Source organism: Methanobacterium veterum (assembly GCF_000745485.1).
Taxonomy (GTDB): domain Archaea; phylum Methanobacteriota; class Methanobacteria; order Methanobacteriales; family Methanobacteriaceae; genus Methanobacterium_D; species Methanobacterium_D veterum.
In genome coordinates this window covers 43532-67646 of the sequence record NZ_JQJK01000016.1, presented here as the reverse complement: position 1 = coordinate 67646, position 24115 = coordinate 43532, and the positions used below count along the sequence as shown (strand labels likewise).

At 34.9% G+C, this 24115-nt stretch carries 26 protein-coding genes, 3 tRNA genes, 1 other RNA gene and 1 pseudogene; 12 read left to right on the top strand and 19 right to left on the bottom strand.

Annotated elements, in window-relative coordinates; translation table 11 throughout:
• Nucleotides 1-192 precede the first annotated feature (192 nt).
• The gene (locus EJ01_RS09010; protein ID WP_048081735.1) at nt 193-669 is read right to left on the bottom strand and encodes an ArsR/SmtB family transcription factor; all 477 of its coding nucleotides are present in this window, start codon (nt 667-669) and stop codon (nt 193-195) included.
• Between the two features lie 342 nt (nt 670-1011).
• Here EJ01_RS09010 and grpE point away from each other — a divergent pair, with 342 nt between their 5' ends.
• The 3 genes from grpE to dnaJ all read left to right on the top strand — a co-directional run bounded on the left by grpE (nt 1012) and on the right by dnaJ (nt 4845).
• Nucleotides 1012-1527, top strand: coding sequence for a nucleotide exchange factor GrpE (gene grpE / locus EJ01_RS09005; RefSeq protein WP_048081734.1), 516 nt, complete (start codon nt 1012-1014; stop codon nt 1525-1527).
• A gap of 67 nt (nt 1528-1594) precedes the next feature.
• The gene (gene dnaK / locus EJ01_RS09000; protein WP_048081733.1) at nt 1595-3472 is read left to right on the top strand and encodes a molecular chaperone DnaK; all 1878 of its coding nucleotides are present in this window, start codon (nt 1595-1597) and stop codon (nt 3470-3472) included.
• Nucleotides 3473-3702: 230 nt separating this feature from the next.
• A complete protein-coding gene (gene dnaJ / locus EJ01_RS08995) occupies nt 3703-4845 on the top strand; it encodes a molecular chaperone DnaJ (RefSeq protein WP_048081732.1) in 1143 nt (380 codons plus the stop codon).
• Between the two features lie 61 nt (nt 4846-4906).
• Here the strand turns inward: dnaJ and EJ01_RS08990 are convergent, their stop codons facing one another.
• Nucleotides 4907-5863, bottom strand: coding sequence for a TIGR03557 family F420-dependent LLM class oxidoreductase (locus EJ01_RS08990; RefSeq protein WP_048081731.1), 957 nt, complete (start codon nt 5861-5863; stop codon nt 4907-4909).
• Nucleotides 5864-6046: 183 nt separating this feature from the next.
• On the opposite strand from EJ01_RS08990, the gene EJ01_RS17825 reads away from it, so the two are divergent.
• From EJ01_RS17825 to EJ01_RS08980, 3 genes are all read left to right on the top strand, one after another.
• Nucleotides 6047-6226 carry a hypothetical protein gene (locus EJ01_RS17825; RefSeq protein WP_048081730.1) on the top strand — a complete coding sequence of 60 codons (180 nt, stop codon included), beginning with the start codon at nt 6047-6049 and terminating at the stop codon, nt 6224-6226.
• Nucleotides 6181-6312: a hypothetical protein gene (locus tag EJ01_RS18090; RefSeq protein WP_394296585.1), complete on the top strand. Its 132-nt coding sequence runs from the start codon at nt 6181-6183 to the stop codon at nt 6310-6312. The genes EJ01_RS17825 and EJ01_RS18090 overlap by 46 nt, the downstream gene beginning before the upstream one ends.
• A gap of 383 nt (nt 6313-6695) precedes the next feature.
• Complete coding sequence (locus EJ01_RS08980; RefSeq protein WP_048081729.1) at nt 6696-7061, top strand: carboxymuconolactone decarboxylase family protein; 366 nt, start codon at nt 6696-6698, stop codon at nt 7059-7061.
• On the opposite strand, the gene EJ01_RS08975 is transcribed toward EJ01_RS08980, so the two are convergent.
• The 6 genes from EJ01_RS08975 to EJ01_RS08955 all read right to left on the bottom strand — a co-directional run bounded on the left by EJ01_RS08975 (nt 7058) and on the right by EJ01_RS08955 (nt 10379).
• Nucleotides 7058-7744, bottom strand: a complete 687-nt coding sequence (locus EJ01_RS08975) for a GAP family protein (protein WP_048081728.1) — start codon at nt 7742-7744, stop codon at nt 7058-7060. The genes EJ01_RS08980 and EJ01_RS08975 overlap by 4 nt on opposite strands.
• 502 nt (nt 7745-8246) lie before the next feature.
• Nucleotides 8247-8545: RNase P RNA component (rnpB, locus tag EJ01_RS16530), an RNA gene on the bottom strand.
• 184 nt (nt 8546-8729) lie between these two features.
• Nucleotides 8730-8804 (bottom strand) — tRNA-Met (locus EJ01_RS08970).
• 260 nt (nt 8805-9064) lie between these two features.
• Nucleotides 9065-9400: a DUF1622 domain-containing protein gene (locus tag EJ01_RS08965; RefSeq protein WP_048081727.1), complete on the bottom strand. Its 336-nt coding sequence runs from the start codon at nt 9398-9400 to the stop codon at nt 9065-9067.
• Between the two features lie 28 nt (nt 9401-9428).
• A complete protein-coding gene (locus EJ01_RS08960) occupies nt 9429-9938 on the bottom strand; it encodes a hypothetical protein (protein WP_048081726.1) in 510 nt (169 codons plus the stop codon).
• 3 nt (nt 9939-9941) lie between these two features.
• Nucleotides 9942-10379, bottom strand: coding sequence for a hypothetical protein (locus EJ01_RS08955; protein ID WP_048081725.1), 438 nt, complete (start codon nt 10377-10379; stop codon nt 9942-9944).
• 960 nt (nt 10380-11339) lie between these two features.
• Between EJ01_RS08955 and map the strand changes: the two genes are divergently transcribed.
• Nucleotides 11340-12245, top strand: coding sequence for a type II methionyl aminopeptidase (map, locus tag EJ01_RS08950; protein ID WP_048081724.1), 906 nt, complete (start codon nt 11340-11342; stop codon nt 12243-12245).
• Here map and EJ01_RS08945 read toward each other — a convergent pair.
• The 6 genes from EJ01_RS08945 to frhA form a co-directional block, all read right to left on the bottom strand.
• Complete coding sequence (locus EJ01_RS08945) at nt 12235-13050, bottom strand: hypothetical protein (protein WP_048081723.1); 816 nt, start codon at nt 13048-13050, stop codon at nt 12235-12237. The genes map and EJ01_RS08945 overlap by 11 nt on opposite strands.
• A gap of 36 nt (nt 13051-13086) precedes the next feature.
• The gene (locus EJ01_RS08940) at nt 13087-13458 is read right to left on the bottom strand and encodes a tetratricopeptide repeat protein (RefSeq protein WP_048081722.1); all 372 of its coding nucleotides are present in this window, start codon (nt 13456-13458) and stop codon (nt 13087-13089) included.
• A gap of 87 nt (nt 13459-13545) precedes the next feature.
• On the bottom strand, nt 13546-14430 hold the full coding sequence (frhB, locus tag EJ01_RS08935; protein WP_048081721.1) for a coenzyme F420 hydrogenase subunit beta: 885 nt from the start codon (nt 14428-14430) through the stop codon (nt 13546-13548).
• Nucleotides 14431-14441: 11 nt separating this feature from the next.
• Nucleotides 14442-15278 (bottom strand): coenzyme F420 hydrogenase subunit gamma, encoded by an 837-nt coding sequence (gene frhG / locus EJ01_RS08930; RefSeq protein ID WP_048081720.1) that lies wholly within the window; start codon nt 15276-15278, stop codon nt 14442-14444.
• Between the two features lie 3 nt (nt 15279-15281).
• Nucleotides 15282-15752, bottom strand: coding sequence for a coenzyme F420-reducing hydrogenase, FrhD protein (gene frhD / locus EJ01_RS08925; RefSeq protein ID WP_048081719.1), 471 nt, complete (start codon nt 15750-15752; stop codon nt 15282-15284).
• Nucleotides 15753-15762: 10 nt separating this feature from the next.
• The gene (frhA, locus tag EJ01_RS08920; protein WP_048081718.1) at nt 15763-16986 is read right to left on the bottom strand and encodes a coenzyme F420 hydrogenase subunit alpha; all 1224 of its coding nucleotides are present in this window, start codon (nt 16984-16986) and stop codon (nt 15763-15765) included.
• A 338-nt stretch (nt 16987-17324) separates the two neighbouring features.
• Between frhA and EJ01_RS08915 the strand changes: the two genes are divergently transcribed.
• The 5 genes from EJ01_RS08915 to EJ01_RS08895 all read left to right on the top strand — a co-directional run bounded on the left by EJ01_RS08915 (nt 17325) and on the right by EJ01_RS08895 (nt 20627).
• Nucleotides 17325-17771, top strand: a complete 447-nt coding sequence (locus EJ01_RS08915; protein WP_048081717.1) for a PepSY domain-containing protein — start codon at nt 17325-17327, stop codon at nt 17769-17771.
• 9 nt (nt 17772-17780) lie between these two features.
• A complete protein-coding gene (locus EJ01_RS08910) occupies nt 17781-18497 on the top strand; it encodes a proteasome assembly chaperone family protein (protein ID WP_048081788.1) in 717 nt (238 codons plus the stop codon).
• A 124-nt stretch (nt 18498-18621) separates the two neighbouring features.
• A tRNA-Arg gene (locus EJ01_RS08905) sits at nt 18622-18695 on the top strand.
• A gap of 332 nt (nt 18696-19027) precedes the next feature.
• A tRNA-Arg gene (locus EJ01_RS08900) sits at nt 19028-19102 on the top strand.
• 604 nt (nt 19103-19706) lie between these two features.
• Nucleotides 19707-20627, top strand: a complete 921-nt coding sequence (locus EJ01_RS08895) for a M28 family metallopeptidase (RefSeq protein ID WP_048081716.1) — start codon at nt 19707-19709, stop codon at nt 20625-20627.
• A gap of 48 nt (nt 20628-20675) precedes the next feature.
• Here the strand turns inward: EJ01_RS08895 and EJ01_RS08890 are convergent, their stop codons facing one another.
• The 5 genes and pseudogenes from EJ01_RS08890 to EJ01_RS08875 all read right to left on the bottom strand — a co-directional run bounded on the left by EJ01_RS08890 (nt 20676) and on the right by EJ01_RS08875 (nt 24109).
• Nucleotides 20676-21170: a GNAT family N-acetyltransferase gene (locus EJ01_RS08890; RefSeq protein WP_048081715.1), complete on the bottom strand. Its 495-nt coding sequence runs from the start codon at nt 21168-21170 to the stop codon at nt 20676-20678.
• A gap of 50 nt (nt 21171-21220) precedes the next feature.
• Nucleotides 21221-21481 (bottom strand): hypothetical protein, encoded by a 261-nt coding sequence (locus tag EJ01_RS08885; protein WP_048081714.1) that lies wholly within the window; start codon nt 21479-21481, stop codon nt 21221-21223.
• A 382-nt stretch (nt 21482-21863) separates the two neighbouring features.
• On the bottom strand, nt 21864-22499 hold the full coding sequence (locus EJ01_RS08880) for a DUF2284 domain-containing protein (protein WP_048081713.1): 636 nt from the start codon (nt 22497-22499) through the stop codon (nt 21864-21866).
• Nucleotides 22500-22569: 70 nt separating this feature from the next.
• A pseudogene (locus EJ01_RS18085) lies at nt 22570-22755 on the bottom strand (YciI family protein); the annotation flags it as partial.
• A gap of 154 nt (nt 22756-22909) precedes the next feature.
• A complete protein-coding gene (locus EJ01_RS08875) occupies nt 22910-24109 on the bottom strand; it encodes a VWA domain-containing protein (protein ID WP_048081712.1) in 1200 nt (399 codons plus the stop codon).
• Between the last annotated feature and the right edge of the window lie 6 nt (nt 24110-24115).

The window sequence follows — 24115 nt, the reverse complement described above, 5'->3', positions numbered from 1 at the left end:
GATCAAAAGCTTTTATAGCTTTTGATTATCTTTAAATTCCTATTTTTTAAAATAAATCGTCACATTTTAATATAAACTTTAAAATAGTTTGATATCTTACTAAATAAAAAAAATTAATTCTATTAAATATTTTTTGAACCTAATTTTAAGTTCCAGAAATTAACTTAGATTCAAAATAATGCAAAATTAAAGTTAATAGGGACGTTCAATATTCCCTTCTAATAATTTGATTATATTTTTTCTTCTCTTTGCTTCCATTAACAATATTTCAGCATATTTTTTTGCTTTGTCATATCTGTCTATTAATTCTTCTAGATCTTCAATTACATCTTCATGCCCTAAACTGAACCGGGCCTCTATCTCCTGTAATTTTGAGAAATCATCCCCTTTAACGTCCATTTTGATAGTATCCCTATCTATACATATCTGAATTTCGACTTTTTGAGATATATCATAATATTTTCTAGGGCGACCTCGTTCTATCTTTTGAAAAGAAGATTTTAAAAGTCCTAACTCTTCCATTGCCTTTAAATGTTCAATAATAGCTTTTTGCCCTATTTCAAGTTCTTTTGATATTTCACTTACAAAACGGGGCTCCCCTGTTAATAAAATTAGTATATCTCTTCTTGTCTTACATCCCATGACATCAAGTATTGCTTCAAGATCCATTTTTCATCCCTGATTAAAGTTATTTAGTTTAAATATCTCCATTTAAAATTTATATATGAAGTTCCATTAATTAGATATTAGTATTCATATATTCATGACCTGAATGTTATGCAAGTGTTACCGTATCTAAATTTATACACTTTAAAAATTTTAAACAACGTTCCAATTTATAATATAATTGTCTTGCAGTAAGTTATTAAATATGAACTTATAAAGAAATTTAATACAAACACTCTGCTTTTTTATACAATTAATTATATTGGTAGAAAGATTTATATAACCTTTTGTAACTATAACCTATTAAAGATTACTATTATTTTTATCACTACAAAAGGTGAATTAATGACTGATAAAGATGAGTTAAAAACGCTAAAAAATGATCTGAAAGAGAAAGAATCAGAAATTGAAGATCTAAACAAGCAGATTGAAGAAAAGGATCAGAAAATCGATGATTATTTCTCACAACTGCAGCGTCTTCAGGCTGATTTTGAAAACTACAAGAGAAGATCAGAAAAAGATATTGACAGCTTCAGAAAGTATGCCAATGAAGGCCTGATTATCAAATTGATAGACACTTATGAAGACCTAGAAAGAGCCCTAAAATCAAGTGAAAAAGGTGAAAACCTCAAAGAAGGTGTCGAATTAATCTATAAAAACCTTAAAAATGTACTTGAAAAAGAAGGACTTGAAGAAATTCCAACTACCGGTGAAAAATTCGACCCATTTAAACATGAAGCATTGATGACAGAAAACCATGAAGACTATGAAAGTGGGGTCGTAACCGAAGAACTTGCAAAGGGATACTCCCTCAAATCAAAAGTAATCAAATGTGCAATGGTTAAAGTTTGCAAAAAATAACCGATTATGTTTTAAATTAAAAAATATTTACAAAAATTATGAAATGTTAGTAAAATAAGGTGATATAATGGCTAATAATAAGAAAGAAAAAATCATAGGTATAGATCTTGGAACAAGTAACTCCGCAGCAGCAGTTTTAGTTGGTGGAAAGCCAACCATCATACCAAGTGCAGAAGGGGCAACCCAGTACGGAAAAGCTTTCCCAAGTTACGTTGCATTTACTTCTGACGGACAGAGGTTAGTTGGAGAACCTGCAAGAAGACAGGCTGTAACAAACCCTGAAAACACCATAAGTGCCATAAAAAGAAGTATGGGTACAGATTATAAAGTGAATGTCCTCGGAAAACAATACACTCCTCAAGAAATTTCTGCTTTTATCTTACAAAAGATTAAAAAAGATGCAGAAGCTTTCCTCGGTGAAGAAGTGCAAAAAGCTGTTATTACAGTCCCAGCATACTTCAACGACAACCAGAGAACTGCTACAAAAGACGCAGGTACAATTGCAGGTCTTGAAGTTGTAAGACTAGTAAATGAACCTACAGCAGCAAGTTTAGCATACGGTATCGATAAAGAGCAGGAAGAAGAACTTGAAATTATGGTTTTCGATTTCGGTGGCGGAACACTCGATGTAACCGTTATGGAATTCGGTGGAGGAGTATTTGAAGTTAGATCCACAAGTGGTGACACCAAACTCGGTGGAACCGATATGGACAATGCAATCATGAACTACCTCGCAGATGAATTCAAAAGAGAAACTGGAATAGACATCATGAATGATGACCAGGCTGTCCAAAGATTAAGAGAAGCAGCTGAAAAAGCAAAAATCGAGCTTTCAACAACCTTAACATCTGACATAAACCTCCCATTCATAACTGCAACTGCAGAAGGTCCAAAACACCTGACAACTACATTAACAAGGGCTAAACTCGAAGAATTAGTTGACCCAATCATTAAAAGATGTAGTGGACCAATGGAACAGGCATTATCCGATGCTAAAATGTCCAAATCTGACGTTGACAAAATTATATTAGTAGGTGGACCAACAAGGATGCCAGCTGTACAGAGCTTTGTTGAAAAATTCATAGGTAAATCAATTGAGCGAGGAATAGACCCAATGGAATGTGTAGCTATGGGTGCTGCAATTCAGGGCGGAGTTTTAGCAGGAGAAATCAAAGACCTCGTATTACTTGATGTTACACCATTATCTCTCGGAATAGAAACTCTTGGTAATGTATCTACCAAATTAATAGAAAGAAACACCACCATTCCAACCAAGAAAAGCCAGATATTTTCAACTGCAGCAGACAACCAGACATCTGTAGATATCCACGTCCTGCAGGGTGAAAGGCCAATGGCATATGATAACACAACCCTTGGAAGGTTCCAGTTAGTAGGAATACCACCAGCACCAAGAGGAATGCCTCAAATCGAAGTAACATTTGATATAGACGCAAACGGTATCATGAACGTTTCAGCTAAAGATATGGGAACTGGTAAAGAGCAGGCAATTACAATAACTGCTTCAACTAAATTATCACAGGACGAAATTGACCAGAAAATTAAAGACGCTGAAATGCACGCTGAAGAAGATAAAAAGAGGCAGGAAGAAATCCAGGTCAGAAATGACGCTGATTCAATGATATATACGTCAGAAAAAACTCTTGAAGAACTGGGCGACAAAGTAGATAAAGACCAGAAAGAGAAAATAGAATCTTTAGTTAAAGAACTCAGGGATTTAACTGGAGGAGACGATATCGCTGCAATTAAAAGTAAAACTGAAGAGCTAACTAAAGTGGTCCAGGAAGTAGGTGCTAAAATCTACCAGGAAGCACAGCAGGCCCAACAAGCTCAGCAGCAAGCCCAACAGGATGCACAGGGTGCTCAAGGAAACCAGCAGGGCGGAGATGACGACACCATCGATGCAGACTATGAAGTTAAAAAATAAGCTTCATCTTTAAATAGGGAGGGATTTTCATTACTCCCCCTTTTTTATAAATATAAATAGGAAAAATTTTATAGATAGATAAGATAAAAAGTTGGAGGAAAATCCTTCTTCTATTTTTAACGTGCTGAGAAAATATGTTTTCAGGGCGTAAATCCTTAAAAATTAAGGTTTTTCAATAAATAAAGTTAATTTTTATCATGAATTGATTAAAAGGTGAAGGTAAGATTGATATGGCAGAAAAGCGTGATTATTACGATGTCCTTGGAGTAGAAAAGGGATCAGATAAAAAAGATATTAAAAAGGCCTATCGTAAATTAGCAATGAAATATCACCCAGATGTTAGTGATGACCCAGAATGTGCAGAAAAATTCAAAGAAATAAGTGAAGCTTACGCTGTTCTTTCAGATGAAGATAAAAGACACACTTATGACCAGTTTGGACATGCAGGAATGGGTGGATACTCCACAGAAGATGCATTTAGAGATATAAACTTTGAAGATATCTTTAAAGGTTTTGGATTCGATTTCGGAGACATATTTGATATTTTCGGTTTTGGAGGAGGTCGAAGACGAAGCCAGGCACAGAGAGGAAACGATGTACTTTATGAACTCGACATTACGCTTGAAGATGCTGCATTTGGACTTGAAACCGACATAGAAGTACCCCATAAAAAAGTATGTCCTACCTGTGGAGGTACAAGGGCAGAACCTGGAACTGAAACAAGGCAGTGTACAACCTGTGGAGGTACCGGACAAGTACAGCATATAAACAGAACTCCTTTTGGTCAATTTGTTAATGTAACACCATGTAGGGACTGCAGAGGTGAAGGAGTAATTGTTGACACTCCATGCCATGAATGCCGTGGGAAAGGAATTGTAAGGGAAACCAGTACAATTCATATAAAAGTTCCACCGGGTGTTGAAGATGGATCACGCCTCAGGGTTCCTGGAGAAGGAGATGTAGGAATAAAAGGCGGCCCTTCAGGAGATCTTTACGTTATGATTTCTGTTAAGCCGCACAAACTATTTGAAAGACACGGCTCAGACTTAATCTATGAACAGCCCATAAGTTTTGTACAGGCATCTCTTGGTGATGAAGTAGACATCCCAACCATAGGAGAAGAAGTAGTAAGCTTAAAAATCCCTGCAGGCACACAGCCCGGCACTTCATTCCGTATTAAAGGTAAAGGAATGCCACATCTACGCTGGAACGGTAAAGGAAATCTTTACGTTAAAGCAAAAGTCATCGTGCCTAAAAAGTTAAGCACTAAACAGAAAGAGATTTTAAGAGAGTTTGAAGAGATAAGCGGTAAAGAAATTTATACTGAAGACAAAGGGTTCTTTGACAAGATGAAAGACGCTATTAAGCATTAAAATAACACCCTTAAATCTCCAAAATATTCTTTTTTTTCAATTGCTACCAAATTTATATTACCTATTTAAATTCAGGTAAAACTTCATTCTTGTAAAATTCAATACATTCATGCTGGTTGTTTCCTATTTGCTGGATGCAGATACGGTCAAAGCCGGCGCCAATATTCTCTTTTATTATGTCAATATGCACCTGCGGGTCCGAACTGCAGGGAATACTTTCAGGTATATCCTCTTTTTTAACATTCTTCGCTAGTTCTTCGAAATGTGTCTGTGTAGGAATGTCCCAGCTTAAATTTCCTTTAACAGCCATTAAAGGCCAGTATTTATGGACTAAATCCACTGCCTTTTCATCAGTTTCAGCCCAGCTAAGTGAAAATTCCGAGTAGGACGGCCTGTCTTTTCCTCCATTTTCATTAAAAATGTCTAAAATTTCTTTTTTCCCACCACTTACAATTAGTCCATCGCCATTTGCCGCAGCAGTAGCTGCAGCTATTGGCCCGTCTGCAGCCATATATATCAGTGGAAGCTTTTTAGGCAATGTATAAATTTGTGCATTTTCAACGTGATAGTAGCATCCATCATAGTCCTGCATTCCTCCCTGCCATAATGTTCTGATTACATCCACCGCTTCTGCAAGCATTTCAATCCTTATTGGTGCTGGCGGCCAGTGATCTCCATAAATATGTTCGTTTAGATTTTCACCAGAACCTACCCCTAAAATAAATCTTCCAGGCATTAATGTAGCTATTGTAGCTACGGCTTGAGCTACTAAAGCAGGGTGCTGCCTGATTGTAGGGCACGTAACTCCAGTCATTAACCCTAAATTTTCAGTTACCTGTGATATTCCCCCAAGGGTACTCCAGACAAAAGGACTGTTACCCTGTTGACTTAACCAGGGGTGATAATGATCAGATATACTTGCAAAATCAAACCCTGCTTCTTCAGCATGTTTAGCATAATTTATAAGTTCTTGAGGTCCAAATACTTCACTTCCAAGCTTAAAACCAATTTCTACCATAACATTCCCCCATATTTTTTAGACTTTTATAATATTTATTAACTTTTGAATATAAATTATTACTAATACTGTTCTATTTATTATACATTTAAAAACCGAGGAATATTTCATAAAATTGTCATGTTTAAAATCAATATTAAATGGAAATGAAGTTGTTTAATTAAATATAACAAGGTAATTAAAATGAATAATGATAGAATTGTGCCGGATACAGAAGAAAACGCAGCAAGATGCCGCTGCCCAGATTGTCCAGCATATAATGAATGCATAAAAAAGGAGAATCTTTCTTCTGTTCCAGGGGCAGTACAGAATGTGAAATCGACAAAAGAGGATGCCTATGTTTGCACTGTCCCAATGAAATAAAATATAAACTAAACCGGTTTTACTACTGTGGAAAGGGTGCTGCTACAAGTAAACATGTTGCAACTGAAACTTTAATTAAAAATTAATATATCAAATAATTTGAAAATATTTTTAATATCTAGTACTTATTTTAAAACAATTAAATAGAATGAATGCTTGAATAAATCAAATGTATCATTCTATGTATGCTTTTTATTAGATATACTTTATATTTAATTAAAGTAAGTTAAATATCGAGTAGTTTGATATAAAGCCATGTACATTTAGGGTAAATATTAGTCAAAGTTATGGATTTTTATAAATATAGACTTTTATAAGCGTGCCGATTCCAATAGTATCCCATTAAAATACTGTTTCTATTATTTTTTAGAATTTAATTTTTTCAACCATTCCAATTCAAAAAATAACATTTCATAATACAGAAATAATAGAATGGCCATAAGATCAGCTAAATTAGGGAGATGATTCAATGAACATGGAAGAAGAAATAGATGTAGACGAAATATTTGAAAAAATTGAGAGTTACTTCGGTTTTGTCCCCAAGATCTTTCAGGTAATGGCAGAAAAGCCAGCTACATTAAAAGCCTATTATGAAAAAGTAGAAACAATAAATAATGATGATGCATTACCTCCCTTAACCAAGGAATTTGTAGCTATAGGCGCCGCATCTGCAATAGGGGCTGAAAATTGTTTGCTAACTCATCTTAAAGTTGCAGAGAAATTTGGAGCTAAACAAGAACAGTTGCTTCTAGCTATTTTAATGGGAGCTTTAATAGCAGAGACCGATGCACTCTCCAAGTCATTAAGAGTTTATGAGAATTTTAAAGAAGTTTAAAATAAAACTCTTACCCCTTTTATCATCAAATAAATTCCAAATACAAACATTACTGCCGCCATCAGATAACGACTATTTTTCTGCATCCAGACATTAAGAACTCCTAAAACTTTTTCAGAACGTTTTGGCATTGTAAAATCTACTAAAAGCGGAATTTCAACCACAAGCAGTGTAATTAAAGTAAGAACAATCACCACAGTTACCTTGTCAGTAATGCCTGCACTGGAAATTCCAATATCTTTACCCGCTGCAAATACAAGTACAGTAGTTGTAAAATTAACAGTGAACATTCCTAACCCCAAAATCATGTATTTTATAAAATCAGAGACGGCTGATTTTGATTTACCGCCGAATCTACCTTTATCAGGCGCGTCGCTGCCCCTTTTATTGATCCTCCAGATTCCAAGTAGAATTAGAAATATTCCAATTGCAAAGTCAATATAAGCCGACGTCACAGATGGAGGCTTACTTGATGCGACTGCTACTCCTTTTCCCAATAATATTCCCACAGTAGCCACTGCAAGTAGTATAACTATAGATCCAATATAAAAAGCAATTCCGCTTAATTTAGGGCGGTCTGATATTGATAAAATTAAAATTATTCCTATAAGTACAGTAGGACTTACCGCTGCACCAAATGCTAACGGAAGTATATCAAAGAGTAAAGTTGATAATTCAGACATGTTAAACCCTTTCTTTAGATTTTTACAGAATCATTAACAGTTTAATGTGAATATTATGTTAATTAGAACATATATTTGTTATTATTTCTGTTAAAAGAAAAATATCAGATTAGATATAAATGTTCCATCTTATTCATGCACGAATGCGAGGATCTAAATTTTTGAAATTTTTAGTAAAATTTAAAGAAGAGATTTCAAATTAAAATTTTTTTGAATTTGAATAGAAATTAAAATAGGATTTAATTTGATCTTCAATCTTCCGAGCGATCAGCGAGGCAAACTCGATTGTTTGGAAATCTTAGTAGAATTTAACAAAGAATTCAAATGAGAATTTTTGGAATTATAAAGAGGAATTAAAATAGAATTAACTTTGATTTTAGTTTTCCGCAGTAAAAAATTGAAGATTTTTTACGAGGATTTTGAATTAAAACTTTTTTAAAAAGCCCTCGAAAATCTTCGATTTTCGGGGCACCAAAATTCAAAGAATTTTGAGTGATTGAGGGTATGCCGAGAGTAACCCACCTCCTGTTTCAGCAGCATTCATCTATGCGAGCTACCTCTGTCTCATACAGGATTCACCGACAGCATTTGCCCTTACATCCCACGAAATGGCCGTTTCACCGTTCCTTTTGACATCATCAGCTTATGCATCATGTTCATCTATCAAAAGACGTCTCGTTTCTGCTCCAGAGTCATGCTTCTCAGCATATGCCTCACGACACCATGGTTCTGTATGATGGGTGGAGTTTCCTCAGTTTAACTTGCGAGTCGCAAGAAACCGGTAGCTGCTCTTCGGCTTACCCAAAACCCACTCAAAAAATTTTTGAGTGAGTGATCTAAATTAAGCGGGCTTCGCCCCCTTTAAGAATTATTTCTAAATAACAACTTATAAAACTTTAGAAAAAAATATACTAATTTTCATGAAATAAAGTAAAATTGAACTTGAATATAAATTTTGAGTTTTTAAAGTCAAATTAAAAATGAGTAGCGGGGCCTAGATTTGAACTAGGGCTCTCGGGGTTATGAGCCCCGCGGGATCACCAGACTACCCCACCCCGCTGTACTATCATGGTTTGTACTTAAGAGTATATAAAGGTTTCTCTTAGTCTATTAATAAAAATTAAATTTTAATTTCAACTAATACCTTAAACATATTTAGTAAATTAAGCTATTTAAAGTTAATTGCGTTAAACTAGAATATTTTTAATAATAATTAAATGCAACACTGTCATTTATGCAAATGCACCAATAAAATCAAAATTTCATGTGACATATCATATAATTTAGCCAACTTAATGCACAATTATAGCTCTTAAACAGTTATTTTTTACCCATTTGTTCCAATTCTTTAATTTCTCTACCTAAAGAAAAGCCTACAACCGTTCTAATTGCTACAATTACAGCCAGTATGATTACCTGATTTAAATTGGGTTCTAAAATTGATTTTATGAGGTCTCCTGCAATGAAAAATTCCAGGCCAATTAGAAGTTTAGGGGTAAAATCCAGTCTCACATCATTATAACTGGTTTTTCTTTTGAGTATTTCAATGGAGAGCACTCCAATTGCTGCTCTTATACCTCCATAAAAAATAACTACAGCTCCAAAATAAGAAAGAATACTTGCAATGTCTACTATTATTATCCCATAATCAACCATGGTAATCAAAAAAGGAAAATGAATTTAATTATTCATCTTCTTCAGGCCCTTTACCTTCTAATTTACTGAGCCGCTCTTCGATGTGTTCAAATTTTTTATTTGCATGTCCTCTGTATTCATTGAATCTTCTTTCTAGGTCATCTATATCCCTGGAAACTTTATTGTATTTTTTCTCAAGAGTACTTACATCGGATTTTGTGGCAAGTTCCCAATCTTTTATTAATCTATCACTTTGTTCATCTAAAAATTCATCTATTCTCCCAGACAAACTATCTGTACTTATAGGAACGTTAACTTTTCCTTTTAACATTTCACTCATTTCAGAAACTTTTTCACTCATGCCTGACATTTTCTTTTCTCCTTCAGGAGTTTGAGTATTATTTGGATGTATCCCCTCAGATACTTTACTACCCACTTGAGAAATACTGGATCGTACACCTACTAAAGAAGCTCCTTTTGTTTCTTGAAGGTAATAATATAAAAGTACGATTATTGCACCAGCTAAAACAAGGATTGCAAATAGTTCTAGCGGTCCCATTGGTTATTTCCTCCCTTTGGCGCTATCTTCCATTTTTTTATCAAGTTCTGCTTCTTTCTTTTCAAGGTCTTTCATTAATTTCTGGAGTTTTCCATATTCTGCTTTAGCTTCAAGGCGTGCTACTCTTTCGCTTATTTCACTGTGAAGATACCCTACCTTGTGCATTATATCTGAAGTACCCTGTCTAATATTAGCAAGCTGTTCCTGTTGATCTTTAGGTAATGGAATTACATTTTCCATCATGCGCTTTGTTTCAATATCTTTTTCTACTAAAGAAATTTTTTTGAGCTCAACCTGTTTTTCAACAAGTGCTACATTATTTTGAGCTTCCCTTACTTTTCTCCATTCACTAAATGCAATTATAACAACAATTGCCGCAATTACCACGATAATTATCCAGACGATATTTTGTGATATTGCAGTTGTATCGAATGCAGCCATATGATTTCACCTTTTAATATTTTTGTCCAAGTTTATATATAATCTTAGTCATTTAGGTGGCCTTTAATTAACTCTAAATTTATATGTAGTAATCCAATATAAATAATTTGAAATTTTAATCCTTAAAATAAATAAAATTAAAGTCAGGGAGTTATAAGCACCTTAAACTGAATAATTTAAATAAAAAGTAGTATAATTAATTTAAATAGAGTTATAATAAGCTTACTTCTTATTTACATAAATTAAATCTTCTAGATCTGGATCATCGGCATTTAATCTATTTTCTAACCAATCATCCTCGATTTCATCAAAACTTTCTTCTTTTACATAGTTAAATTCTCTTCTTAAGCTTGAAAGCCTTTCATCAGTTTTTTTGGATGACTTTCTTTTCCTGTAAATGACAGAAACACCCGAAATTAAAATTAAAACTAATACAATCGCTATAAAAATTTGAAATATGTCTCCACCAAATAAAAAAGCTGGGAAAGAACCAGTGATATAGCCAACCTCATTTTTATTATTATTTGGAATTTTTTTAACCCCCTAATCTATCCTTAAAAGATTAGTGCATTTCTTAATTGATTTTTATACATTTACTTTATTAAACTATTCTACAATACTAAATTAAGCTTAAAAAGTCATACATAATTAAAAATAAATTATCTTATGATTTTAATAGAACAAAAACATGCAATGAATCAAATTTATTAAATTTTCAAGTTATATATCCTAATTTTATATGATTAAACCAAATCATTAAAAACTTATTAATGAAAAAATAGAAAATGACGATTATAATTAAATTATAGTGAATAAATATACAGTTTTAAAGCTGTTTAATAAGATATGTTATTTATGTTAAGAGCCTGCAAAAATCGTAGATTTTTGCACTAAGTAATTATATCATTAATTTTTATCTAAACTAATTAAAGCATCAATGAATTGAATTTACGTGATTATATGAGTGATATGTACAAAAAATCTGGAAAAATAGCATCAAAAGTTAGAAAAGATGCAGTAAACTATGTAAAAGAAGACATGAAAGTTTTAGACCTTGTAGAATTCGTTGAAAACCAAATTGTAGAGCGCGGAGGTAATATTGCATTTCCATGTAACATTTCTGTAAATGAAATAACTGCCCACTACACATCCCCCGCTGGCGACGAAAACATAATCCGATCTGGAGATGTTGTCAAAATTGATTTAGGCGCACATATAGACGGATACATAGCAGACACTGCCGTAAGTGTGCTTGTTGGGGAGGATATCCCTGAAGAACAGCGCGAAAAACATGAAAATATGATACTTGCATCCCAGGAAGGGCTTGAAAGTGGAATAAGTGCCATACGAGCAGGTGTAGAAATCGGAAAAGTCGGAGAAATTATAGAAAAAGCCATAAACGATAGGGGATTTAACGTTGTATCTAATTTAACAGGCCATAGTATGGACCAATGGATACTCCACGCAGGGCTTTCAATGCCAAACATAAAGGAAAACAATCCACATAAATTAGAAGAAGGAGATGTTCTAGCCATAGAACCATTTGCAACCGATGGTATTGGAAGAGTTACAGATATGAACGAAACATACATATTCAAATTCTTAAGAGACAGACCCATGAGGCTGTTACACGCAAGAAGAGCTCTAAAAATTATAAAAGAAGAATATAGAAGTTTACCATTTTCAGGTAGATGGCTTAGAAGTCATTTCAGCGAGCATCATTTTAATGCCGCTATGAGAATGTTAATTTCATCAAGAGCAGTCTATCCATATCATGTACTTAGAGAAAAGAGCGATGCAGTTGTTGCACAGTCAGAACACACTGTTATTGTTGAAAGTGATGGTTGTACGGTAATTACGGAATAACATCCCTATTTTTCAGCCTTCTTTCTATTCTTCTTCCATTAATCGGTGCTTCTTTATCAGTTAAGTCACTGAAAGAGTTAAAATGATCAAGTAGAGATATATCTAAAAAATCAAAGCTTTTAAGATTACCATAATCGTCTAAATATTCAAAAGGTACAGTATAAAGATAATAACTGTAATATTCACAGGTATTTTGTTCAGGATTTATGTAAGATAGTATTCTATTGAATTTTTTAATATCTTCTATATCAATATCTGTTAAGAGTATATGAGATCCTAAAACAGATAGATACGCTTTTGCTTTACCTAAATCTTCTTTCATCCATTTTTTAAGATTTTCTGCCTCATTAAGTAGTTTATTTATTTTATACTTCGCTTTAAGTCCATTATCAGTCAGTGAATACATATTATAAGGAGCAAGAGACATTAACATCTTCTTTTGCATTTTAAAGTAGCCTTTACCAATGAGAGGATCTCTTACATATCTATTTTTATATTCTATAGGCGAGCCAATCTTTTTATATAATGTATTTACAAATTCATCGAGCCTCAACTCATGATGCTCCAAAATCAGGTCTATTAATATCTCTTCATGTGGTTTAAAAGGCCAGTGACAGGATTCGCCTTCACTAATGATTATACCGCTATAGGAACCTTTTAAAAAGTTGAATTTCTCACCTATATCTAATTTAAGGCTTCTTTTTAAGAGTAAATCCATCAATGTGAATTTTATCATCTTATCTCCACTGGCTTTAGGAGATATAATAATCAGGGATTCAGCAGGAGTTAAATTTAATGATTCCATTTATCAGGACTCCATTAAAACCAATATCATTTTTTATTATCGGATTGAGCGTGTGGCAACTGTTACTTTTTTACTACCGTCTTTATCCTGTATTTCATCATATACACTCTGTGCACTGTTTAGGTATTCCCTTGCGCTGTCCATTTCCCCTTTTTCTTTGTATATTATACCAATATTATAAAGTGCATCTGCCATTTCTTCCCTGTTACCTGTTTCAATGGCATATCCATAGGCCTTATCAAGATATATTAATGCTTTATCTAAATTACCTCGGCGCATGCTTTTTATTCCATTTAGCATAAGGTAAGATAATTCTTTTCGTTTTTCGGTTGTACGTAACCTATAATACAGGATTAACATACCACCGTAAGCAAGGCACATCGCCCCTAAAAGTGTAATTATGTCCATTTTAACCACATAATAGTTGTAATCATTGAAATATAATTTAAACAAAAAAAATAAAATTAGTAGGAATTAATTCCTACATTTTCAAACTTAGAAGTTTGCAAGTGGGTCTTCTTTTTCTGTGCTTGCTTTGTATGGGACAGGTAATCCCATTGCAATCCTTTCATCAATTGTTTTTTGATTCTTGGTTTTTTTGTCTTTTGCAAGCTTTTCTAAGAGACCGAGACCTGGTTTTACATCAGCCATAGGTTTGGTTTCAATTAAACCTGCGTCAACGGCAAGTTTAAATACGCTTTCACCAGCGTCAGTACGTGTAAGTACTGTTGACCATCCGTCTGGGGAACCTACTGAACCTGTTGAAAGGTCAGCTAATTCTGCAACGTAGTCAAGACAAACTTTACATCCACTCTGTTCGTATCCGTGTGTTTCTTTGAGTGGAATGCTTAATTCATCATCTGCGGTGTATATCCAGAATTTACCTTTACCTATGTCCATTTTTTCGACCAGTTCTGGGCTAACTCCCATTTTCTCTGAGATGAATGTCTGGAGAGATGCAAATGGGAAGTTTTCCATACAGTATATACCTAAAAGTAATGCAATTTTGTCTGCGACAAATCTTACACCAAATGGATATGACTGCATTTTCCTTATACCCATGGTCTGACATGGAATTGCTACAGTACCGACTTTTTCAAGACCGTATTGTCTTACAGCTTTTTTAAGCATCCAGACGTTTGGAGAGAATGTGTATTTGGTACCTGCTGCTGCTAATAATTCATCAGATGTTAATGCAACTTGTGGTTCTGGTTTCCACATATCTTTTCCAGGCCCTGCGACAACTGCACCATCTATAATTTTCTCATCAAGAGCAAAGGATAAAAGAGCTGATACAATTCCTCCATCCTGTGCAATTTTCTGGATTTGTTTGTCAGTTGATCTTGCAGAGAGTGCTTCTTTATATGTTCCTAATACCATTTTTTAGCCTCCTATAATCCAGTATCCTTTTTAATTCTTTCCATTGGCCACCAGCTTCTTGGGCACTGGATGTAACAGACACCACACTTGACACATCTGTCACTGTTAACTTCTGGCCTTCCAGCAGTCATACTTACTGCACGAGTTGGGCATGACATTGCACATGTACCACATGCGATACATAATGCCTGGTTTACCACTTTAAGCTGTAAGTCGCAACCACATGCTTCAGTGTAGCCAACAAGATCCATCATTGGTTGTAAGTAATCCATATCACCGTTAATTACAGCAACAACTGTTTTAGCGATGATTTCTGGTGATGGAGGACATCCTGGGATTGCTAAATCAACTTTTACTACATCAGCTACTGGCACGAATGATTCGTGAGCTGGCTGTGCTTGCTGTCCACCCCTTGAATATCTGGTGAAACATCCTGTTGCAGCACATGAACCGAATGCTACTACTAATCCTGCTTTTTCACGAACTTCTTTTAATTCGTGTAAGCTGTGTTCATCTTGAAGACATACAGATCCTTCTATTAATGCTATGTCCATTTCTGGTATGTCCCATCGGTCTACCAGTGTTTGTCCGTATACTATATCCACCATTTCAGTAAGTAACGGTGCTAAAATGTCGTAGTTTTCACTCAACGACATTACATCTCCGGTACATCCGCTTAAGTGGATGTATCCAATTCTTGGTTTAGGTTTCTCTTCAGCCACTTTTTCAACCTCCTCTTCTGAAGCTACTTTTTTTTCTTCCGTTGGCACTTTTTTTTCAACTGGAACTTTTTCATCTTCTTTTGGCTTAGCTTCCATTCCTAAAAATCTCTTAATTCGGGCTAACATATGCTAAACCCCTATTTCTTTCAAAATGATTTCCATGGCCTTGGGAATAGCTTCCTCCACACTTTTAGTTAAGCCCATTATAACATCTGGAGCAGAGATAGACTCTGGCTGGCATCCAATTACAAAAACTTCGCATTTTTTACTCAACTCATGTAAAGGCTCTTCCACCGACCATGAATGGGCATCGTCGTATCGTCCTCTTGGAAGTTCTGTTACCTCAAATCTCCGCACTGATCCAGGTTCAGCATTAGATTCTACCACATCTACTACTATAAGTTTCTTCCATGATTTGTGTGGAAGAGAAAATATGTAGTGTGGTGCGCTGGTTCCTGCATCTACTAACATTGTGTTCTCTGGAAGCTCATGATCCTTGAAATATTCCTGTAAGGCCTCTATTACTGCAGGTCCAAATCCGTCATCTTCGAAAAGGACATTTCCGCAGCCAACAACTAAAATCTCCGCATCGTATGGCATTTTTATTCCCTTATAATCTGACCATTTCGTTTCTAATGACGCTCTTATCTTCGTCGTCTAATACTATCATGTGGGTAGCACAAGACAGACAAGGGTCGTATCCTCTTATTACGTGTGGGCCAAATTCATGGTGGAATCCTTCGGTTGCAGGTCCCATGGTTGGAATGTTCCAGGTTGTTGGGACTAAAGCGCTGTAGAATTCAGTTTTACCGTTTTCGCCTACTTGAGCCATATGAACGTCCATTCCTCTTGGGCCTTCTATTGCACCAATTCCGAGTTTACCTGTACCTCTAACATCGAAGTTACCAACGTTTGCAGGAGCAGATGTGTCTAATTCGTCAAGTATGGCTATTGCTTTTGAGAGAGCCCTTTTCATTTCCATTGCTCGAGCTATATGTTGAGCTACGGTACCTTTTCCGGAGAATCCGCCGTATTCAACAGCTCTTGCTCTTGGACCTACTTCTATGTTTACACCGTCATAGAGAGGGACAGTTGAACAAGCTCTTTTACCTATTTCTGGGTCCTTATACCATCTTTCTGGCATTATTTCGGTAAATCTGTCAAGATCAAATTTGTCTCTGTTACCGTAAAGGACATCGGTAGCAAGTGTTGGCTGGTCGTGAACTCCTAAGCCTTTTGGTAAGTCTTTATCAGCTACTAAACCTACAATAAGGTCTACGTGTTCATCCAGTACTGGCTGGAGTGCTTTTAATCTTGTGTATAACCTTTTCCTTGCAACTTCAGAAATGTTACTTGCCATTCCACCAATTCGAATATCTGATGGGTGTATACCTTCCCCAGCAACCATATCAACTACATACTGTGAAACTTTCCTTACTTCAGAAACTGAGTTTATGGCGGCTGCCATTAAATTTTCTGGAACAAAATCAGGTGCTATTAAGAAATGGTGTATAGCGTGACTGTTTATGTGATGAGCCGCTAAAGTTAGTTCTCTTAACTGTTTACCTGCTTTTGGTGGTTCTATACCTAATGAATCATCCATAGCTTCTACTGATGCTAAAGTGTGAGGTATAGGACAGACACCACAGATCCTCTGCACGATTACTGGTGCGGTTTCTGGAGCTTTGCCTGTTACTATCTTTTCTAGTCCTCTGACTGGAGTAATACTGAAGTATCGCCCCTTAGTTACTATTCCTTCATCATCGACTTCCATGACCAGTTCGGCATGTCCTTCCTGTCGTGATGTTGGCGATATAACAATCTTTTCGCTCAAATGTATCACCTCTTGTTTTTAAAATATACGAATATCACTATTTCAATTTATTATCTATAATAATAAGCTTTTCTTTGAAAAAAAAAATGAAAAATATATATATTATAAAAGACTAATTAACAACCTCCGATTAATAAGCTTAACTTTGTAGGAATATAAAAACAGCGAAAACATCTTTAATTTTTTAAAAACACTTTATTAACGCGCTTTAAAAGCTTTTTTCTACGTATAATCGGGAACACTAAAACTATAATAAGTCAAAGATTTATATTAGTAAACATTATTTAAGTAATAACTCCAATTTAGAGATCAGTGCAATTCTATGAAGAGGTGAACTAATGGTTAACACAAAGATTCTTTTATCCGTTGTCATTGTATTACTTATAGGTGTCGCAGCAGCTACTTATCATGTTACTACAACTACTCCGGGTTTATGGCAGCCTACTACTTCACAGGACAATCAACAATCTTCAGATCAGGGCACAACTACCCAGTCTGACGGAAGTCAAACCCAAACCCAAAGTGAAACAACTTCTACAGGAAGCCACACTTCAAGTTCAAATGGAGGTAGTAGTGTGAAAATATCAGCAAGCGAAGCCAAATCAATTGTTCAAAATAATTACATAGAACAGGACGGGGCGAAAGCAGGCACTCCTAAACTTACAACAATGAACGGTGAAAAAGTTTACGTCGTTCCAATTATATACAACGGTAAACAAGCCGGAGAAATCTGGATAGACGCTCAAACAGGTAAAAACGTTGGAGGTGCAGGAGGTGCACCGTAGATGGTTGATATGGTTGAGACTGAATATGAATGTTGTAAAATAATTTCTAAAAATGTTGAAGATGCAATAGTCTTAGAAGGATCACCTGAATTAGGCCTTATAGGAAATATACTAGGATGGCTTTTAGTTGAAGAGCTTAACATGGAGGAAATAGGATATATTGACTCCAAATATTTCCCTCCTCTTGCAGTACTGTATAAAGGTAAAGCAATCCATCCGTTTAGAATATATGCCACAGAAGGGATTGTTTTATTCCTTTCAGATTTCATCATCCCTCAAAATGTCGCTTTTGACATGACAAACGGCATAGTGGACTGGATGGAACGAAACAACAGTAAGGAGATAATTACATTTAACAGTATAGTTGTAAGGGAAAAAAGCCAGGGAGCTGCAGGTGCTGCAAACTCAGATGAAGCTCTGGAACGCCTTGGAAAATTAGACCTGCCTATTCTACCATTCGGAAATATAAGCGGTCTATCAGGTACTTTACTTACAAGAAGCATGATGAAAGGCATACCAGGATCCTGTCTATTTGCAGAAATAACAAGCCCATATCCAGATCCACGGGCTGCTGCAGATGTTACAAACGTTTTAAACAAAATGTTAGGCACAAACATCAATGCAGAGCCCCTCATAAAAGAAGCGGAAGAAATAGAAAATAGACTCAAAGAACTAGCTCAAACGGTACAGGGGCAAGGTGAAACAGAATCACCAGCCTACATGTAACTTATTTATAAAATGAGCTTTAATAGGTTGCGCGTAATTATTATAAAAATAGTTACACGTAACAGTTTATTTTATATAGCAGAACCAACAATCTAGTAATTACCAACTTTGAACAGTATCATACGGGCCCGTAGCCTAGTTGGATAGGGCGTCGGACTTCTAATCCGAAGGTCCCGGGTTCAAATCCCGGCGGGTCCGCTAAAACACTCAAAAATACGAAGTATTTTTGGTGCCCCAAACACGAAGTGTTTGAGGGCTTTTACGAAAAGTTTTAATCCAAAATCCTCACTCAAAATAAAAAATTTTGAGTTGCGGTAAAACCAAAATCAAGGCGAATTCTAATTTTAATTCTTATCTGAATTCCAACAAATTCTAATTTAAATCTTCTTCATTTAAATCCACTGAAGATTTCAAAAACAATTGGGTTTGCCTCGCTTCGCTCGGAAGATCGAAATCTAAAAAGCGGACAAGTTAAATACTAAAATAAAAACTTATAAATCAGATACAACAAATTAATTCTGAATACACGTGGGCCCGTAGCCTAGCCAGGACAGGGCATCAGACTCCTAATCTGAGGGTCCCGGGTTCAAATCCCGGCGGGTCCGCTCATCCACTCAAAATTCGAAGAATTTTGGTGCCCCGAAAATTCTATGAATTTTCGAGGGCTTTTAAAAAGGATGAACCGAAATCCTCACTCAAAAATAAAAAATTTTTGAGTTCCGGAAAACCAAAATCAAAGTGAATTTTTATTTTAAATACATTCTAAGCGTTAACAAATCCTTTTTATTAAATTCTTATAATATTTCAAAACCAATTGAGTTTGCCTCGCTAACGCTCGGAAGATCGAAATCCCAAAAGCGAACTAAATCTCAAAAACAAACTATTTATTTTAAAATCTAAATCCATTTTATTGCTCAAAATAGTTTTAAAAACATTCTAAATAACAAATAACTCATTTTACGATCATTATCAAATAAAAATTAATCTGCTAATAACATTCTAATTATTACTATTCTAATAAAGTTTATTATTAAGTTTAAATAAAGAAATTATGTGCAGGAAATTAACTCAAAAGTTAGCAGTACTAAATCAATAACTAATCTGAGATATTGTGATTCTAACTCTTTTAAACTTTCTAATTTAGTTTAAATCATGATCAAATGATTATCACCATTTTAAATAATTAATTAAATGCGACTGGGGATTTTTATGAAAAATAAAAACATATTTTTAATTGCAGGAATAGCGTTATGCGCAGTGGTGCTTGCAGGTGCATTCATGTTCAATTCATCCAGTACCCTTGATCAGTTTCAACCAATTGTAACCGATCCACTGGCCAAAGCTAAAGAATTTAATTCACAAAACGCCCTTGATTTTTCCAAAACGATCTGCAGTTTAGGCCCCCGATACGGCGGTAACGACGCTGAAATAAAAGCTGCAGATAACATGGAAACTGAATTTAAAAACAATGGAATAAATGCATACAAAGAAAAAGTAGATCTTGGCAACGGAAAGTACACATACAACGTTATTGGGGAAATTAAAGGGTCAGAAAGTCCCGAAAAATACATTATAATAGGCTCACATATTGATTCTCCGGGATTTTGCGAAGGGGCCACAGATGATGCAGCAGCCATGGGAATACAAACCGAAATGGCAAGAGTATTTTCCACGGGTTACAAACCAAAACAAACAGTTCTCATTGTTGGGTTTGGAGGGGAAGAAATGTGGTTTAAAGGTTCAGATGCCTTTGTAAAGGGGCATCCAGAAGTTGTTAAAAATTGTGAAGCGATGATCGACCTTAACTGTGTTGGTGCCGGCAAACAGGTATCTCTAATTGGTCACAGTAACCAACCAAAGCCTGTTAATGGAGACCCTAAACTTATAGATCTTATGAAGCAATGCGCCAAACAATTAGGATACTCTGCTGTTACTGGAACTACAACATACCCCAGCGATACTTATCCATTCTATTATAACAATGATAAAGTGCCTGTTTTGCAGGTAATGAGCCAGCCCTTTGAAGTTGCTCCATGGAGCAGTGCCAATACCTTTGACAAGCTCAATTCAAAAGATATGAATAAAATAGGTCAAACCGTGACAATGACTGTACTGAATTTAACAGAGTAGTTATTAAAACAGCTGAAAATAAGAATTCAAATTATATAATTTATCGAACTATGTTATACCTGCTTTCTTACTGCGCCTTTCCATCAAAACAACATCACGCCAGACATCATCCATTTTTCCTATCTTTTCACGGATGCCTACAATTCTAAATCCGCATTTCTTATGCAGATTTATACTTGCCTCGTTTTCTGGAAATATTCCCGCCTGTAAAGTCCAGATACTGTTATTTTCAGATAATTCTATTAATTTTTTAAGAAGAGATAAACCTACACCTGTTCTTTTACATTCTTTACTTACATAAATGCTGACTTCAGTCACTCCAGAATAAATATTTCTGCTTGAAGTTGGTGATACTGCTGCCCAACCTAAAATTTTATTTCTGCGCGCGACGAGATTACAGCAAGGTAGATGTTTTGAAATCCAGGATTCCCACGAAGGCACCTCGGTCTCAAAGGTAGCATTTCCAGTTTTAATACCTTCATTATATATTTTTGAAACCTGTTCCCAATCTTCATGCTTCATTTTTTCGATTTTAAATTCCATAAAATACACTAATCCTATTAATAATTAAACTGTAGCTAAGTTATGGCTATCTACTTAAGTTTTCTCGAAATCCCCACATAATATTTAATAAACCGTTCTGCTTCCGCCTCACGGCATTCATCAGTTTCGCATTTTTTATTTACAATGATTACCACTTCACCTGCAACAGGCACGTGTGTCAATACTAAATTTTCATCGTATTTCTTTAAACGCTTTTCTAGAATTTTATATGTCTTTTCTGAGATTCCAGTATCTTTAAAAATTAATTGGTAAGTAGTATGCCCTTCCTCTTGAGCTAAATATTCTATCATCATATCACCTGTAATTATTTAATATCGTTATCTTGTATAGACTTTATGGAAAAAATTAAATCTAGGCTACATTTTTCATTTCAAAAGTTTTATCAATATATATCTAAATTTAAAAACAAATAAGTGTCTTAACCCGAAAAAAGAAAACATTTAAACGATGATCAACGTTTTTAAATTTCATATATCCCTCAGGATAAAAGTAAAACATCTATATTATAAAAAAATCAGAAATTTCAATTCGTTCTGTTTGTCTCATGTTAAGTTCTTCAGGTTTCATGAAACAGCTGTATGTATTTTAGCCCCTATAAATATAAAAATTTATCTAAAATAGCATTTTAACTAAATTACAAACAATAAAAAAGGATAAAAAGAATTTAAAAGTTTAATCTATTAATAATATAGTCATGGGCTCAGGATGGCCTGAAAATGGAAATTGAATCCCCATTCCGGCATCTTCGGCTGTTTTCTTCATGTTGATACCCACTGCATGTTCAGGTATCCTTGCCCTGTTTGGATGAACACATACTCCGCTCTTTGTATTGCAAACATTACATAACCTGCATGAACCGTTTACAAATGCAAGGGCAAATGTGTAACCCTTGTTAAATGCTGTTTTCTCAAGTTCAAGCATGATATTATGTATATCCTGGCTGTAATCAAAATAATCATTCCAGAATGTATCAGCTTTATTTTTCAAGTCTTCTGGAGTGTCAGGATCAAACCAGTTCTTGTATATTGAACATACAGTCTCTTCATCGGCTTTTGCTGGTGATTTAAATTTCACAAGCATTGCATATTGATATTCATTTAGAATATCCTTAAATTCACCCGCTGTAGGAACATAAGGAGGACACGTTAACTTTTTACCGTAGCCAACACATCCAGCCCTACATTTAAGTGTCACTCTATTTTCTACACAAACATCGTCTACAGTTATAACTTTTGTATCAATAGCTCCCATTTTCAGGGCTATTTTTTCTAAAAAACCAAATTTTTCTAGTTCTTTATCATATGGCATATATTTAAACCCCTTATTAAAATTAAACAACACATAAGTTATTTCATCACATTTAAAAGAGAATAATATTTTATTTTATATATTCTTCAAATCCTTCGGCATATACTTTAGGTAAAAACTCAATTATCCCATATTCTGCAACTTCATTAGTGTAAAAGGGATCTTCTTTTATCAGAGTCTCAACTTCTTCTTTATTTTTAGCATTACAAATAATTACGCCGCCAGTCCTTGGATTAAGCCTACCAGTGCAAATAAACTTTTTTAATGAACAGTATTTTTTTTAAATATTTCGTATGAGACGCCAATACTTTATCAACTTCATCTACATGTTTAGAATATTTCAATTTCAAAATAAACATTTGAATTCACCATTTAATAATAAAATATAAGTTTATATAATTTAAAATTAACTAAATCTCACTTATTAAATTAGCAAGCTGTTCTAAATCACGGACCTCAAAAACTTCAGCCCCTGCCTTTTCATAATATGAAACACGGCTGTCGGCTACGTTCCATTTATTCTTTGGTTCAGGATTTAATATTAAAACCCTTTTTGCTATTTGAGACATTTGACTGATAAATTCTGCACTCAATGGTTCATTGTTATGTTTTGGCCCTGCCCAATCTCTGCAGTCACTTAAGATCATGACGTATGATTTACTATTCAGATTCGCTTGATCAAGGAAACCTCCAAATGCAGTATACATGTTAGATTTACCATGGATCATTGCATTTTCCTGTCTGATCTTTAAAACTTTAACGAATGCATCGACTACATTAAGCTCATAGAGAGCAGAAGTTACCTCAGCAGTTCTGTTATCAAATTCAAATGCCCTTGCCCTAGTGAATGAATTTTGTGCCGCGTAAACCATACAGAAAAACCAGATGCTTATCCAGTCGCATGAAACACTCACGTCATTTAAAAAATAATGATTCTGTTTCTTTAATTTAGGTTTACTTTTTACAAGTTCAAGAAGAGTTCCGCCGTGCTTTAAATTCTTTCTGATAGTCCTTCTAATATCTGGTTTTTGCTTCTTAGATTGTTTATATCTTCGTGCTCTTTTTGTAGCAATCTTTCTACCAAGCTTCTGGCACAAATCTATCAGTTCAGGCTGAAGAGAATTTAAAGTCATTATGTTACTTTTAAGTAAACCTGATTTGTCATTTATAGAACCATCGTCACTGCTACCTCCAAGGGTATTTTCGATGTATTCTATCTTAATTTTATCCATTATAGAATCATTTATATGATTCATTCTATGATCCCATGCATGATAAGTGCTGTTTAAGCCAGGAGCAGTGTTTGCACCTGTTGGTGAAGATGTAGTAATCAGTGAAGATCTTACATGTTTTGTATGTTTAGATTGTTTCTTTACAGACTGCTCCCCATTATCTGTTCCTTTTCCTTCAAAAAAAGAACCATACACTTCATTAAATCTCTTTCTCTGCCGCTGGTCTTTAAGATAGATGCATGCTAGAGCTTCCCTTAAATCTCCATCATTCTCTTTAATTAGTGGAACCGCTTGACATGCTATTTCTGTACTCCTAATACTTGCAGGGATCCCGCTTTCCCGGAGCTTTCCTGAAAATTTAGTTATCTCTTCTAACATATTACC